Annotated in this window: 11 protein-coding genes; 2 read left to right on the top strand and 9 right to left on the bottom strand. The window is 66.2% G+C overall.

Annotated elements, in window-relative coordinates; all coding sequences use genetic code 11:
• Nucleotides 1-186: 186 nt before the first annotated feature.
• The 8 genes from GGD63_RS33135 to ubiE form a co-directional block, all read right to left on the bottom strand.
• On the bottom strand, nt 187-909 hold the full coding sequence (locus tag GGD63_RS33135; protein ID WP_183248402.1) for a nucleotidyltransferase family protein: 723 nt from the start codon (nt 907-909) through the stop codon (nt 187-189).
• A 142-nt stretch (nt 910-1,051) separates the two neighbouring features.
• A complete protein-coding gene (locus GGD63_RS33130; protein WP_183248400.1) occupies nt 1,052-1,369 on the bottom strand; it encodes a PilZ domain-containing protein in 318 nt (105 codons plus the stop codon).
• Nucleotides 1,370-1,456: 87 nt separating this feature from the next.
• The gene (gene tsaE / locus GGD63_RS33125) at nt 1,457-2,989 is read right to left on the bottom strand and encodes a tRNA (adenosine(37)-N6)-threonylcarbamoyltransferase complex ATPase subunit type 1 TsaE (protein ID WP_183248398.1); all 1,533 of its coding nucleotides are present in this window, start codon (nt 2,987-2,989) and stop codon (nt 1,457-1,459) included.
• Nucleotides 2,986-5,490: a PAS domain-containing sensor histidine kinase gene (locus GGD63_RS33120; protein ID WP_183248396.1), complete on the bottom strand. Its 2,505-nt coding sequence runs from the start codon at nt 5,488-5,490 to the stop codon at nt 2,986-2,988. Before GGD63_RS33120 ends, tsaE begins: the two co-directional genes overlap by 4 nt.
• 191 nt (nt 5,491-5,681) lie before the next feature.
• Complete coding sequence (gene dut / locus GGD63_RS33115) at nt 5,682-6,140, bottom strand: dUTP diphosphatase (protein WP_183248394.1); 459 nt, start codon at nt 6,138-6,140, stop codon at nt 5,682-5,684.
• A complete protein-coding gene (coaBC, locus tag GGD63_RS33110) occupies nt 6,137-7,576 on the bottom strand; it encodes a bifunctional phosphopantothenoylcysteine decarboxylase/phosphopantothenate--cysteine ligase CoaBC (RefSeq protein ID WP_183248391.1) in 1,440 nt (479 codons plus the stop codon). The genes dut and coaBC overlap by 4 nt, the downstream gene beginning before the upstream one ends.
• A 56-nt stretch (nt 7,577-7,632) precedes the next feature.
• On the bottom strand, nt 7,633-9,207 hold the full coding sequence (ubiB, locus tag GGD63_RS33105; protein WP_183248389.1) for a 2-polyprenylphenol 6-hydroxylase: 1,575 nt from the start codon (nt 9,205-9,207) through the stop codon (nt 7,633-7,635).
• Complete coding sequence (gene ubiE, locus GGD63_RS33100; protein ID WP_183248387.1) at nt 9,204-9,965, bottom strand: bifunctional demethylmenaquinone methyltransferase/2-methoxy-6-polyprenyl-1,4-benzoquinol methylase UbiE; 762 nt, start codon at nt 9,963-9,965, stop codon at nt 9,204-9,206. The genes ubiB and ubiE overlap by 4 nt, the downstream gene beginning before the upstream one ends.
• Before the next feature lie 81 nt (nt 9,966-10,046).
• Between ubiE and mutM the strand changes: the two genes are divergently transcribed.
• The gene (gene mutM, locus GGD63_RS33095; RefSeq protein ID WP_183248386.1) at nt 10,047-10,928 is read left to right on the top strand and encodes a bifunctional DNA-formamidopyrimidine glycosylase/DNA-(apurinic or apyrimidinic site) lyase; all 882 of its coding nucleotides are present in this window, start codon (nt 10,047-10,049) and stop codon (nt 10,926-10,928) included.
• A gap of 264 nt (nt 10,929-11,192) precedes the next feature.
• Here the strand turns inward: mutM and GGD63_RS33090 are convergent, their stop codons facing one another.
• Nucleotides 11,193-11,936, bottom strand: a complete 744-nt coding sequence (locus GGD63_RS33090; RefSeq protein WP_183248384.1) for a ParA family protein — start codon at nt 11,934-11,936, stop codon at nt 11,193-11,195.
• A 240-nt stretch (nt 11,937-12,176) separates the two neighbouring features.
• On the opposite strand from GGD63_RS33090, the gene ggt reads away from it, so the two are divergent.
• Nucleotides 12,177-13,856 carry a gamma-glutamyltransferase gene (ggt, locus tag GGD63_RS33085; RefSeq protein WP_183248382.1) on the top strand — a complete coding sequence of 560 codons (1,680 nt, stop codon included), beginning with the start codon at nt 12,177-12,179 and terminating at the stop codon, nt 13,854-13,856.
• Nucleotides 13,857-13,861 lie beyond the last annotated feature (5 nt).

Raw genomic sequence — 13,861 nt, 5'->3', positions numbered from 1 at the left:
CTGGTGGACAAGGCTGCTCCCGGCGGATCGGCCCGGACGGCCAGTCTACATCCGAGGCCGCCACGAACCCACAAGGGTACAGGGTGGGCAAAGCGAAACGTGCCCACGCATTTTTGCGATAGAGAGATGGTGGGCATGGCGCAAGGGCGCCTTTGCCCACCCTACGGCACCGTCTTCAAAGCTGGCCTACGCCACGCTCTCCAAAAACGCCTCTTCCGCGGCGTGCACGGCATCGGGCGTGCCGACATGCATCCAGACGCCGTCGAGCCGCAGGCCGAACAGCCGCTCCTGGTCGTTGGCGCGGTCAAACATCTTTGTCAGCGAGAACTCGCCCTTGGGCGCATCCGCGAAGATCGCCGGCGACATGATCGCCGCGCCGGCATAGACGAACGGCACGACCTCTTTCTCCTTGCGCTTGCGCAAGGCGCCGTCGGGCAGCATGCCGTAATCGCCGCGGCCGCTATAGCCGATGCTGGTCGCGGTCGGCGCCATCAGCAGCAGGATGTCCATGCGTTCAGGATCGAAGTTTTCGGCAAGCCGCGTCAAATTGGAGCGCACGCCGTCGATCCACAGCGTGTCGGAATTGACGTGGAAGAACGGGGCGTCGCCGAGCAGCGGCAGCGCCTTGACCACGCCGCCACCGGTGCCGAGCACCTGGTCGCGCTCGTCCGAGATGATCACGCGCGGAAGCTGGCGCGATGCGACGTGATCGATGATCTGGTCCGGCAGGTAGTGCACGTTGACCACCGCCTCGGTCACGCCAGCGTGGCCGAGCTTGTCGAGCACGTGGTCGAGCAGCGGCTGGCCCGCCACCGGCACCATCGGCTTCGGCATCTTGTCCGTCAACGGACGCATGCGCAGGCCGAACCCTGCGGCGAGCACCATGGCTTTGGTCGGCTTGACGGACATCCTTTGCCTTCTCAGAACTCTTCTGTCTCGGACTTAACTGGTTTCGCGTTTGCAGCAAATCCTAGCACGGGACTTCATCAGCCGCACCGCGACTCAACCGCCTTAACCACCCGCCGTGACGGTTGTACGACGGGTGTTGCCGTTACGCCCCAACACCGGTGGAACGCGCCTTTTTCTTCTTGTCGCCGACCTTGAGGAAATTGACGCCGATCTGGTCGCCATTGACCCAGGCCAGTTCACAGCGCCGGTACGCAAGTCCCGTGGACGACAGTAGAAGAAAGAATTCCTTCAGATGCAGGCCTTCGACCGAACCGTCGATGGTCAGCTTGGCGCCGCTCTCGGAGACGTCCTCCATGGTGCAGTCGCGCCGCCACGTGCCGTCGATTCCCATCATCTGGGCCGGTATCCCGCGCTCGAAAACAACCCGGCTGTTGCCGCGCTGGTCCGTCTTTACCGCCATCTACCCCGCTCCAGCCCCGTCTTTATCCGGCTGTCTCGCCGCCAGAATAGCGACGTCTTGGCTAACAGCCGGTAAATCGGGCCCGAATCAGGCTTGTGGCGGGCTTTGGGGTGGCGGCACGTTGGCGAGATACCAGTCGCGCAGATGGCCGAGCGCGGGATGCGCCAGCGAGCGCTGGAGGTAGGTCCAGATCCGCGGCTGGTGGCGCAGATAATGCGGCTTGCCGTCGCGGCGGTTGAGACGGGCGAAGGTGCCGAGCAGACGCGTGTTCCGCTGCGCCGACATGATGGCGTAGAGCTCGGCAAAGCCGGCCGCATCGAAGCTCGCATCGTCGGCGCGCCGCGCCTTGATGTAGCGCGACAGCAGCGTCAGCTCGGTGTTCTCGGGCACGTCGATGCGGGCGTCCTGAAGCAGCGACACCACGTCGTAGGATTGCGGCCCGAGCACGGCGTCCTGGAAGTCGATCACGCCGACGCGCTCGATGCCGCTGCGCTCCCCGAGCCAGATCAGGTTGGGTGAGTGATAGTCGCGGATGATCCAGGTTCTCGGCGTGGTCAGCGGCGTCGTCAGCAGCTTGCGCCACATCGCGAAAAATTCCGCGCGCTTCGCATCGCTCAGCGGCGCGTTGCGATCGGGTAGGTACCATTCCGGCATCAATCCGATTTCGATCAGCATCGCTTCGATGTCGAAGACCGGAATATCGTAGGTCTGCCCGTCCAGCGGCAGCGTCTCCGGCAGCGCCTTGCCATGCAGCATCGCCAGCACGTCGGTCGCAGCCTCGTAGCGCTCGGCGATCGGGCGCGGCGGATCGCCCTCGATCACGCCCTCGCTGCCGAAGTCTTCGCTGATCAGGAAGCCGTGGTCGAGATCGAAATGGTGGATTGCCGGTGCGGAGATTCCCTGCGCGCGCAGGCCCTCGTCGATGGCGACGAACGGCCTCACGTTCTCGGCGAGATGCACCGCGGCGCTGTAGGACTTCCCGTTGTAGAGAGCCGCGCCGTCGGGCCGCTGCGGGAAGTTCATGAGGATGACGATCTCGTCGTCACGGATCAGTCGCGCATAAGAGCGGGTCGAGGCGTCGCCGTTCATGCGCCGTCGCGTCGCGTCGATGTAGCCGGACGCGTCGAGAAATTCCCTCAGTGCCTGTAGCCGCGCGACCTGCGCTGCGCCCTTGCCGTAACCGGTGATCTCGACGGCGCGCGCGTTCGAGCCCAGCGCCGGCCGATGCGTCAGTGCGATGTCGATGCGATCCGCGGGCATGGCCGACGGCGCGCGCTCCGGCCATTCTATCAGCACCAGCGTTGCGTCCGGCAGGGGCGACAGCCCGATCTCCTCGAGCTCGCTCTCGTCCTCGACGCGGTAGAGATCGGCATGCATCACCGCGAAGGGCGGCAGCTCGTAGCCCTGCACCAGCGTGAAGGTCGGGCTCGGCACTTCCAGCTCTTCGTCGCCGGCGAGGTAGCGGATCAGCGCGCGGGCGGCTGCGGTCTTGCCGGCGCCGAGATCGCCGGTGAGGGTGATGACGTCGCCCGGTCCGATCAGCAGGGCGAGGTCGGCCATCAGTTGCGCGGTGGCCGTCTCGTTGTGAAGCGCGACGGAGAATGTGGTGGGCGCTGTCATTCGGCGGCGTCGCGATGCGCCGCCTGGTCGGTCGGGAAGTCGCAGATCACGACCGTGCCCCGGCCGACGATCGAATCCACCCGAACCTTGCCGCCATGCAGCTCGACGAAGGAGCGCACCAGCGACAGGCCGAGCCCGGCGCCGCGGTGACGCGAGCCCTGCGAGCGGCTTTCGAACCAGTTGAACACCTTGTCCTTCATGTCGGCAGGTATTCCAGGCCCGGAATCTGTCACAGTGAAGACCACGCTGCGATCTGTGCGGCGTGCGCTGATGCCGACGGTGGAATCCTGTGGAGAAAACCCGACGGCATTGGCGAGGAGGTTATAGAGCACCTGCACCACGCGCTTCTCGTCGCCGATGAAGCTGCCGACATCGGGCGCGATCTCGACCTTGAGGCGGATGCGGTCGGTGGCGAGGCGGTCCTGGATGCCCTCGGCGGCGAGCTCGATGGTCTTGCTGACGTCGACGGGCCCGAGTTCCAGCTTCATCGCGCCGGCGTCGATGGTGGCGAGATCGAGGATGTTGTTGGTGAGCGCCAGCAGCGCGTTGGTCGATTTGGTGACGTAGTCGAGATATTCCGCCTGCTTCGGCGTCAGCGGCCCGGTCGAGGGGTCGCTGAGGAAATGCGCGAAGCCGATGATGGTGGTGAGCGGCGAGCGCAGCTCATAGGAGACGTGGTGGACGAAATCCACCTTCATCTGGTCGGCGGCCTCCAGCGCCTCGTTGCGCTCGCGCAGCGCGCGCTCGACGTTCTCGGTGTCGGTGATGTCCTGGAACGTCAGCATGGTCGCGCCGTCATGCAGCGGGCGGATCATGCCGTCGAGCACGCTGCCGTCCTTGCGCTCCAGCTTCAGCGGCACGTCGGCGCGGTTCTCGATCGAGGTGATGGCCTCGCGAATCTGCCGCCAGACTTGCGGGTCGTCGAACAGCTGATGGCACCAGCCTTCGACGGTCTGGATGTGCGGCTCGTCGCGCATGGCATCGCTCGACAGCTTCCACATCCGCACGAAGGCCGGGTTGAACAGCTGTGCCTTGCCATTGCTGCCGAACACGGCGACGCCCTCGGCAAGACTGTCCAGCGTCTCGCGCTGGACCCGGATCATGCCGTCGAAACGGCGGGCCAGCTCGAGGCTCTCGGTGACGTCGTCGAACAGATAGGTGACGCCGCCTTCCGGGTTCGGCGTGGTGACGACGGAGAGCGCGCGGCCGTCGGGCAGATACCAGGTGTCCTTGGCGGTCTCGACCGCGCGATAGGCTTCGTGCAGCTTGGCTTTCCAGGCGCGGAAATCCGGCTGCTCCGGCAGCTTGCGCGCGGCGCGGAGCTGATCGAGCACGCTGGAATCGTCAGGGTTGGCGTCGAGGAAGGTGCGGTCGAGGTCCCACAGGCGGCGGTAGGAATCGTTGTAGAAGGCGAGGCGGCGATGGCCGTCGAACACGGCGACGCCGGAGGAGAGCTGGTCGAGCGTGCGGCGATGCGCCTCCGCCATCCGCACCAGCGCCGAGCTCAGCGCATCCGCCTCGCTGGCATCGATGGCGACGCCGACGCTGCCGCTGCCGACATTGACGGCGCGGACGTCGTACATGCGCCGTTCGCCGCCGATCACGATCGGCAGCCGCGAGGTGAAATTGGCCGCGTCCTTCAGTCCGCGCTCCAACGCGGTGCGGTCGGCGCTGTCCAGCAGCTCGAGCTTGCGCTCATGCGCATCGGTGATGCTGGTCGCCTCGGTGGCGCGGACATAGGCCGGATTGGCGTAGGTGAGCGCGCCGTTCTCGCCCTTGGCCCAGATCGGCCACGGTGCCGCGGCCGCGAAGCCGCGCAGCATCTCGGTCTCGTCCAAGAGCGCCTTGTAACGCAGATTGGTCTCGGCCAGATCGCGCCGCAGGCCTGAGAGTTCGCGAATCCGGACAATGGCCTGGCCGCCGATGGCGCGGCCGATGGCTTCCAGCGTATGGCCATGTGCGGTGGTCAGCGTCAGCTGGAACCCGTCGCCGCGGTCGCGCAGCGCGTCGACGGCGTGGTCCATCTGCAGCGCGGGTTCCGGCGGCAGCCAGGTTCCGAACGCCAGCACGCGCTGCGGCGAGGAATCGCGCGGCAGCACCATCGAGATGTCGCCGGAGATCTGCGCGCGATTGTCGCCGGCCGGCCAGGAGATCAGGATCTGCGGTTCGGCGAACAGCAGCGCACCGAAGCGGTCGGCCTGCAGCTGCAGCTCCCCGATCCGCGCGCGCAGCTGTGCCTCGTTCGTCGCCGTGCGCACCCGTGTCCGCATCAGCAGGATCGCGGCCATGACCGAAAAGCCGAGCAGGGCCAGCGCGGTAGCGAGCACCGCGAGCTCCTGCCGGTTGAAGTCCAGCAATATGGAGAGCGTGTCGACGAGGTCGGCGGCCTCAGCGGGCGCAGCCGGCATCAGCGCTGCGAGAGCGCCTCCCAACAAGCTGTTGCGCGCCAACGATGTGCACGACAACAGCGTCCGACGCATCGACACGATCACGCCTGACATAGTTGCCCCAAGACCGCACGGATTTACGCGCGGCGACCCCCGCCGCACGCGAATCAAAAGACAATACCCCCACCGCGACTCCACCGGTAAGAGTCCAGATCGTGAACGCAATCGCGGCCCCAAAAAAATGCCGGCCGCGCAGTTCCCGGTGCACGTAATTCTTCGGGTGATTCGGCTGGGATTGCCGTGCGTTAGCGGCCGGTGGAGCCGAAGCCGCCGGCGCCGCGGTCGGTCGCGGACAAGGTCGCCACCGGAACCAGCGCGGCCTGCACCACGGGCGCGATCACCATCTGTGCGATCCGCTCGCCGCGCTTGATCGCGAACGGCGCGGCGCCGTGGTTGATCAGGATCACCTTGATCTCGCCGCGGTAGTCGGCGTCGATGGTTCCGGGCGAGTTCAGCACGGTAATGCCGTGCTTGGCGGCAAGACCCGAACGCGGCCGCACCTGGGCCTCGTACCCCGGCGGCAAGGCGATCGCGAGCCCCGTCGGCACCAGCGCATATTGGCCAGGGGCGAGCGTCATCGGCTCGGCCTCCGGCACCGCGGCCATGAGGTCGAGGCCGGCGGCTTCCGCGGTCTGATAGGCCGGCAGCGGCAGGCCTTCGGCATGGGCGAGGCGTTGCAGTTCGACGGTGACCTTCGTGCTCAAGATGCCGGCTCCAGGGATTTGTCGGTCACGCTTCTGGCGATGCGAGCGACCAGTTCGATGGCGACCTGTTCCTTGGTCATCACGGGCCAGGAATCAACTGCAATCTCTCCGCCGTTGCGGCTTATCAGATGAACAGTGTTGCGGTCGCCGCCCATCACGCCGGTGGCCGGCGAGACGTCGTTGGCGACGATCCAGTCGCAGCCCTTGCGGGCCAGCTTGGTCTTGGCGTTGTCGATGAGGTGCTCGGTCTCGGCGGCAAAGCCGATCACCAGCGGTGGGCGCTTGTCGGTCAGCTTCGAGATCGTGGCGAGAATATCGGGGTTCTCGACCAGCTGAAGCGGCGGCATGCCGACCTCGGTCTTCTTCAGCTTCTGCTCGCCCTCGTTGGCGACGCGCCAGTCGGCGACCGCGGCGGCGAAGATCGCGATGTCGGCGGGTAGCGCCGTCTGCACCTGCTCCAGCATCTGCCGTGCCGATTCCACGTGCTTCACCGTGACGCCGGCGGGATCGTCGAGATCGACCGGGCCGCTCACCAGGATCACCTCGGCGCCTGCGGCCTGTGCGGCGGCGGCAATGGCAAAGCCCTGCTTGCCGGAGGAGCGGTTGGCGATGTAGCGCACCGGATCGATCGGCTCGTGCGTCGGACCGGCGGTGATCAGCACACGCTTGCCGGCGAGCGGCCGCGGCACCGGCGGCCGCAGCAGGCGCTCGGCAGCATTGGCGATCTCGATCGCTTCCGACATGCGCCCGACACCGGCCTCGCCCGCTTCGGCCATCTCGCCGGAGTTCGGCCCGATCAGCACCACGCCGTCGCGCTGGAGCTGGGCGAGGTTGCGCCGCGTTGCTGCGTTGTTCCACATCAACGGATTCATCGCCGGCGCCAGCAAGATCTTGCGGTTGGTCGCGAGCAGGATGGCGCTGGCGAGATCGTCGGCATGGCCGTTCGCCATCTTCGCCATCAGGTCGGCAGTCGCGGGCGCCACCACGATCAGGTCGCAGTCGCGCGCCAGGCGGATGTGACCGGCGTCGAACTCGCTCTGGGGGTCGAACAGGTCGGTGTAGACGCGCTCGTGCGAGAGCGCGCTCACGGCCAACGGTGTGACGAATTGCTGCGCGGCCTTGGTCAGCACGCAGCGGACCTCGACGCGGCGCTCCTTCAGCCGCCGGATCAGGTCGAGCGACTTGTAGGCCGCGATCCCGCCGCCGATGATCAGGGTGACGCTGGCCTCAGGAAGCGCGCCCGTGCGCTGGGGTGTCGGGGCGGTGGATGGAGCCGGGGGCGCCGAAAACGGCGTCAGCGGCTCCTCGCGGCCCTCGATCAGCTCCCGCAGGATGACCCGGACCTCTTCCTCGACCGACCTGCGGTTCCTGGCCGAGCGCAGCCGCAAATAGGTTTTGACGGCATCGTCGAGCTTGCGGATGGTCAGGCTTGCCATGACGCCCTCCAGCACGGAATGATATCGATGCTATCATTCGTGTGATTGCAGTGCAATCACAGATTCCGGACGGCGATCAGGATCCCGATAAAGGTCGCAGCGATGATCCAGAGCGCCACGGTGCGCCCGCGGTTCTTGCGGCCCTCGCTGCGGCCCATCGCCGCGATGCTCTCCGGCGACAGCTTTAGCCCCTCCCGGGTCATGGTCTCGAGCTGCTCGAGGACCTTCACCGAGCGCTCGGCGATCTCCGGCAGGCGCATCAGCACGCGCGCAATGTCCCCCGTCCCCGCAAGCGCACCCTCGATGCGGCCGATCGGGCCGAGATTGCGCTCGATCCATTCGCGCACCACGGGGTCGGCGACCTTCCAGATGTCGAGCCGGGGATCGAAGCCGCGCGCCACGCCCTCGACCACGACCATGGTCTTCTGCAGCAGGATCAGCTCGGGCCGCGTCGTCATGTCGAACAGGCCGGTGACCTCGAGCAGCAGCGTCAAGAGCCGCGCCATCGAGATTTCCTCGGCGGTGCGGTTGTGAATGGGCTCACCGATGGCGCGGATGGCTTGCGCGAAATTCTCGACCGAGTGATGCGCAGGCACATAGCCTGCCTCGAAATGCACTTCCGCCACGCGGCGATAGTCGCGGGTGATGAAGCCGAGCAGGATCTCGGCGAGGAAGCGCCGCTCCTTCATTCCGAGCCGCCCCATGATGCCGAAATCGACTGCAACGAGGCGGCCGGCGTCATCGAGGAACAAATTGCCGGGATGCATGTCGGCGTGGAAGTAGCCGTCGCGCAATGCGTGCCGCAGAAAGCTCTGGATCACCTTGCGGCCGAGATCGGGCAAATCGACCTGCGCCTCCGCAAGGCGCTTGTGATCGTTCAGCGCGATGCCGTCGATCCACTCCATCGTCAGCACGTTGTGCGTGGTGCGGTCCCAGTCGACGGTCGGCACGCGGAAATCGGGATCGCCCTGCGTGTTCTCCGCCATCTCGGACAACGCGGCTGCTTCGAGCCGCAGGTCCATCTCCATCGCGACCGAGCGCGACATGGTGTTGATGACCTCGATCAGCCGCAGCCGGCGCGCCTCGGACGAATAGGCCTCCGCCTTGTGCGCAACGAAGAAGAAATCGGAGAGGTCGCGGCGGAAGCGCGCGGCGACGTTCGGCCGCAGCACCTTGATCGCGACCGGCCTGCGAATACCGTCGCGCAGCACCTCGCCGCGATGCACCTGCGCGATCGAGGCGGCCGCGACCGGCGGGCCGAAGCTCGCGAACACGTCCTTCAGCGGCCGCTCCAGCGAGGTGGTGATCGCGGCTTCCGCCTCGGCTTGCGAAAACGGCGGCAGGCGGTCCTGGAGGCTTTCGAGGTCGCGCGCCATGATGACGCCGACCACGTCGGGCCGCGTCGCCAGGAATTGACCGAGCTTGAGATAGGCCGGGCCCATCCGTGTCAGCGCGCGCGAGATCCGCGGCCCGTGCTTGACGCCGCGCCTCTCGACGATGCGCGCGAGCTTCAGCGCAAGCTGGCCGGGCGGCGGCACGAGGCTCGGGTCGACAGAGCCGAACACGCCCTCGCGCGCAAACACGAACGCGGCGCGGATGAGGCGCGCAATGTGGGTGAAAGCAGAGATCACAAACGCCAGCCCGAATGCAGTGCGACGATGCCGCCGGAGAGTGTCTGCCAGCTCACGCGGGAAAAGCCGGCCTCGCGGATCACGTCGGCGAAGGCGGCAGGCTTCGGAAACTTGCGGATCGATTCGACGAGATATTGGTAGGATTCGGCGTCGCCCGTGACCATGCGGCCGAGCGGCGGGATCACCTTGAACGAGAACAGATCATAGAGCTTGTCGAGGCCGGGCATCTCGACGGTGGAGAATTCCAGGCACAGGAAGCGGCTGCCGGGCCTCAGCACGCGATAGGCCTCGCGCAGCGCAAGGTCGATCCGCGGCACGTTGCGAATGCCGAAAGCGATCGTGTATGCGTCGAAGCTGCGGTCGGCGAAGCCGAGCGCTTCGGCATTGCCTTCGACGAAATCGACCTGGGTCTCGAGATGGCGCTTGGCGGCGCGCTCGCGCCCCACCGCGAGCATGTCCGAATTGATGTCGCAGACCGTGGCATGGAAGCCGGGGCCAGCGGCCTTGGCGGCGCGGAACGAGATGTCGCCGGTGCCGCCGGCGACGTCGAGCAAGGCGAACGGCCGGTCGCTCCTCGGCGGGTCCAGCGCGTTGATCATGATGTCCTTCCAGACCCGGTGCAGGCCACCGGACATCAGGTCATTCATCAGGTCATAGCGCGACGCCACGCTGTGAAACACATCGTTCACCAGCGTCTGCTTGTCCCCCAGGGGAACGTCTTTGAAGCCAAAATGCGTGGTTTCGCCCGGCCGATCCATTACTCTACTCCACGAGGCGGACCATAGCGCGCCCGCCGCAATGGCGCTATCACACCGCCCTCATAAGGTGAATGCCCGACCATGCCTGAATTGCCCGAAGTTGAGACCGTCCGCCGCGGCCTTCAGCCCGTCATGGAGGGTGCGAAAATCCTCAATGCGGAGGCCCGCCGGCCGGACCTGCGCTTCCCCTTCCAACCGGACTTCGTGGCCCGGCTCCAGGGCCAGGTCGTCACGGGGCTTGGCCGCCGTGCAAAATATCTCATGGCCGATCTCGCCTCCGGCGACGTGCTGCTGATGCATCTGGGCATGTCGGGCTCGTTCCGCGTCATCAAGCCGGACAACGGCACGGTGCCCGGCGAGTTTCACTATCCGAAGGCCAAGGATTCAGCGCATGACCACGTGCTGTTTCGGATGTCCTCCGGCGCCGACATCGTCTTCAACGATCCGCGCCGTTTCGGTTACATGAAAGTGATCGCGCGCAATGCGATCGAGGATGAGCCGCTGCTGCGCGGGCTCGGACCCGAGCCGCTCGGCAACGAGTTCGACGCCGCGATGCTGGCGGGCTCCTGTGAAGGCAAGACCACCAGCCTGAAGGCCGCGCTGCTCGACCAGCGCGTCGTCGCCGGGCTCGGCAACATCTATGTCTGCGAGGCGCTGCACCGCTCGCATCTGTCGCCGCGGCGCATTGCTGCGACGTTGTCGGCGAAGAAGGGCGAGGCGACGGATCATGCGAAGCGTTTGGTCGGTGCGATCCACACCGTGCTGAACGACGCGATCAAGGCCGGCGGCTCGTCGCTGCGTGACCACCGCCAGACCTCAGGCGAGCTCGGCTATTTCCAGCATTCGTTCAAGGTCTATGACCGCGAGGGCGAACAGTGCACGACGCCGCGCTGCGGCGGCACGGTCAAGCGCTTCACTCAGAACGGCCGGTCGACCTTTTGGTGCCCGAAATGTCAGAAGTGAGCATCAGGCCTGCCGTCGAGAGGCCGTGAGTCTCGGCGGCGATCCCACCACGCGCGTCATTGCGAGCGCAGCGAAGCAATCCAGAATCCCTCCGCGGCGGCAGTCTGGATTGCTTCGTCGCAAGGGCTCCTCGCAATGACGGCGAACAGAGTCTTCAAGAACCGCGAAGCGAAGCAATCCGGGCGGGCTGGTGGCCGGATTGCTTCGTCGCTGGGGCCCTTCCGGATGGAGAAGGGCCGGCTGTCGTCCGAGTGATCGCCCCGCTCAGGACGCCAGGGTCGTGGTCTCGTCTACAGCAAGCTCGGCGGCGCCATGCAGCATGCCGTCCGTAGCCGACATGACCTGGTCGATCGGGACATTGGTCGCGGCTTCGAGCTCGAGCCGGGTCTCGATCCAGCGCCAGAGGCCGCGGATCTCGTCAGCCGATTTGCCGTTCGGCGCGAATTCGCTGACCGCGAGGCCGTTGGCGAGTGAATCCTGGTGGTCGTTGCGCATCGCGATCAGCGGACGCGCGAGCACCTCGGCGAGATCGAGCGCGGCTTCCTCGGCGAGCGCGCCCGCGGCGTTGTCGATACGCTGGCCGCGGATCGGCGTCTGGTTCAGCACGAAGCTGTAGGGGCGCTTCCAGGCGCGCGCGACGCTCAGCGTCGAGACGGTCGCCTCGATGTCGGCGACACTCGGGCGGGCCGGGATCAGGCAAAGATCGGAATGGCGGATCGCGGCGGTGGTGGCGGCGGAAAGGCCGGCCGCGGTGTCGACGATCGCAAGCTGCAGGCCGCTGTCGGCGAGCATCTTCAGGCGCGGCGCGATGTCGGCGGCGTGATAGATCGGCTCGACCACGAGATCGTCGGTGGTGCGGCGGCGCTGCCAGTTGGACAGGGTGCCCTGCGGGTCGGTCTCGATCAGGCGGACGGTGAAGCCGGCCTGCTTCGCTGCCAGCGCGAGGCCGATGGCGAGCGTGCTCTTGCCGCTGCCGCCCTTTTGGGTGGCCAGTACGATCGTATGCATTTGAAGTTCAATCCTTTGGAGTGCTGGGTCAGGGATACGCCAGGCGAACGTGCATCGCTTCTGGATGCTGAGCTCTTCTCGCTCAGGACGTGCCCTGCCCGATCCAAAGGGGACCGCGGATGTCCGAATCAACGGTAACGATGATGGCGGAATCGGGAATGCCAGCTAATCCGTACCAATACTGGACCCGTAGTGGTACGTATGATGTGCTCGCCACCGCAAATAGAAAGGGCCGGCGAGATGAGCGGCAACTGGCGCGACCGAACGGCAACCACCTTTGACTGCCAGAAGATGCCGGCGATCTCGAGTCGCGGCATGGTGGTCAGCAACCATCCGCTCGCCTCCAGCGCCGGCGCCGAGATGCTAGCGGCCGGCGGTAACGCCATCGATGCCGCGATCGCAACCCTGTTCGCGCTGACCGTGGTCGAGCCGATGATGGTCGGCATCATCGGCGGCGGCATGGCGCATATCCGGCTCGCCGACGGCAGCCATCGCTTCATCGACGGCCAGAGCACGGTGCCATCGGCGGTGCGCGACACCAGCTACACCTCCAGGCCTGGCTCGGCGCATGATGTGTTCGACACCGTCGGCAACGAGAATCTCAACGGCCCGAAGGCCGTCGCGGTGCCGGGTTCGCTGAAGGCCTGGTGCGAGACGCTGCAAAGGTTTGGCACCATGAGTCTCGCCGACGTGATGCAGTCCGCAATAAAGCATGCCGCGCGCGGTTATGCGACGACGCCCTACTTGCACGAATGCATCAGCGAGTGTGCCGCCGAGATGCGCAAGGACAAGCCGATCGCGGCGGTCTTTCTTCCTGATGGCGAGCCGCTGAAAGTCGGCGAGCGCGTGGTGCAATCAGAATATGCCGAGACGCTTCGTTACATCGCCGACCACGGCGAGAAGACTCTTTATGAGGGGCCGCTCGGCGACATCCTCGTGGACTACATGGAGAAGACCGGCGGCTTCATCCGCCGCAACGATCTCACCGGCTACAAGACCGTCGAGCGGCAGCCGATCCGCGCCGACTATCGCGGCTGGACCATCCTGGTCCCGCCGCCGCCCGCGGCGTCCGGCGTGCATATCGCGCAGATGCTGAACATCCTGGAAGGCTACGACATCGAAGCCCTCGGGTTCGGCACATCAGAGACCATCCACTATCTCGCCGAGGTCCTGAAGATCGCCTTCGCGGACCGCGCTGCGGCGAGCGGCGATCCTGATTATGTCGGCGTGCCCGTGGAGAAGCTGACCTCGAAGGCCTATGCCGAGGAGCGCCGCCGCGCGATCGATCCGGCACGGGCGCAGGCCTGGGGTGCCGGTGTGTCGCAGCTCGAGGGCGCGCACACCACGCACATGACCGCGGCGGATAGCTTCGGCAATGTGGTGGCGACCACGCAGACCATCAACAATCTGTTCGGCGCCAAGATCATGATCCCGGGCTTAGGGGCCATCGCCAACAACTACATGAACCTGTTCGATCCGCGTCCGGGCCACGCGCTGTCGCTGGCGCCGGGCAAGCGCGTGACGACCTCGATGTCGCCGATGATGGCGCTGAATGGCGGCAAGCTGCGCTATGCGCTGGGACTGCCCGGGGGAAAACGCATCTTCCCGAGTGCGATGCAGGCGCTGGTCAATTTGATCGATCACGGCATGAGCCTGCAGGAAGCGGTGGAGGCGCCACGGGTCTGGACCGAGGGCAACGCGCTCGAGGTCGAGCAGAAGGTGCCGGAGAGCGTGCGTGTGAAGCTCGCGGCGCTCGGGCACAAGGTGCAGCCCGTCGCAACGGTCGCCGGCGGCATGAATGCGATTGCCTTCCACGACGACGGCACCATGACCGGCGCCGCCTGCTGGCGCGCCGACGGCACGCCGGTGGGGATTTCGGGAGGGCTCGCGAAGAGCGGGGTGAGGTTCAGGCTGAGCTAGCTCTC

The organism is Bradyrhizobium sp. cir1, from assembly GCF_014198245.1.
Lineage (GTDB): Bacteria > Pseudomonadota > Alphaproteobacteria > Rhizobiales > Xanthobacteraceae > Bradyrhizobium.
Note: the sequence above shows the minus strand (reverse complement) of the source record. Positions and strands in the feature narration are given on the sequence as shown.

Bases quoted from the DNA above. Each gene is read 5' to 3' on its own strand.
- GGD63_RS33130 (WP_183248400.1), bottom strand. From the start codon at position 1,369: ATGGCGGTAAAGACGGACCAGCGCGGCAACAGCCGGGTTGTTTTCGAG.
- ggt (WP_183248382.1), top strand. From the start codon at position 12,177: ATGAGCGGCAACTGGCGCGACCGAACGGCAACCACCTTTGACTGCCAG.
- ubiE (WP_183248387.1), bottom strand. From the start codon at position 9,965: ATGGATCGGCCGGGCGAAACCACGCATTTTGGCTTCAAAGACGTTCCC.
- GGD63_RS33135 (WP_183248402.1), bottom strand. From the start codon at position 909: ATGTCCGTCAAGCCGACCAAAGCCATGGTGCTCGCCGCAGGGTTCGGC.
- coaBC (WP_183248391.1), bottom strand. From the start codon at position 7,576: ATGGCAAGCCTGACCATCCGCAAGCTCGACGATGCCGTCAAAACCTAT.
- tsaE (WP_183248398.1), bottom strand. From the start codon at position 2,989: ATGACAGCGCCCACCACATTCTCCGTCGCGCTTCACAACGAGACGGCC.
- GGD63_RS33090 (WP_183248384.1), bottom strand. From the start codon at position 11,936: ATGCATACGATCGTACTGGCCACCCAAAAGGGCGGCAGCGGCAAGAGC.
- mutM (WP_183248386.1), top strand. From the start codon at position 10,047: ATGCCTGAATTGCCCGAAGTTGAGACCGTCCGCCGCGGCCTTCAGCCC.
- GGD63_RS33120 (WP_183248396.1), bottom strand. From the start codon at position 5,490: ATGTCAGGCGTGATCGTGTCGATGCGTCGGACGCTGTTGTCGTGCACA.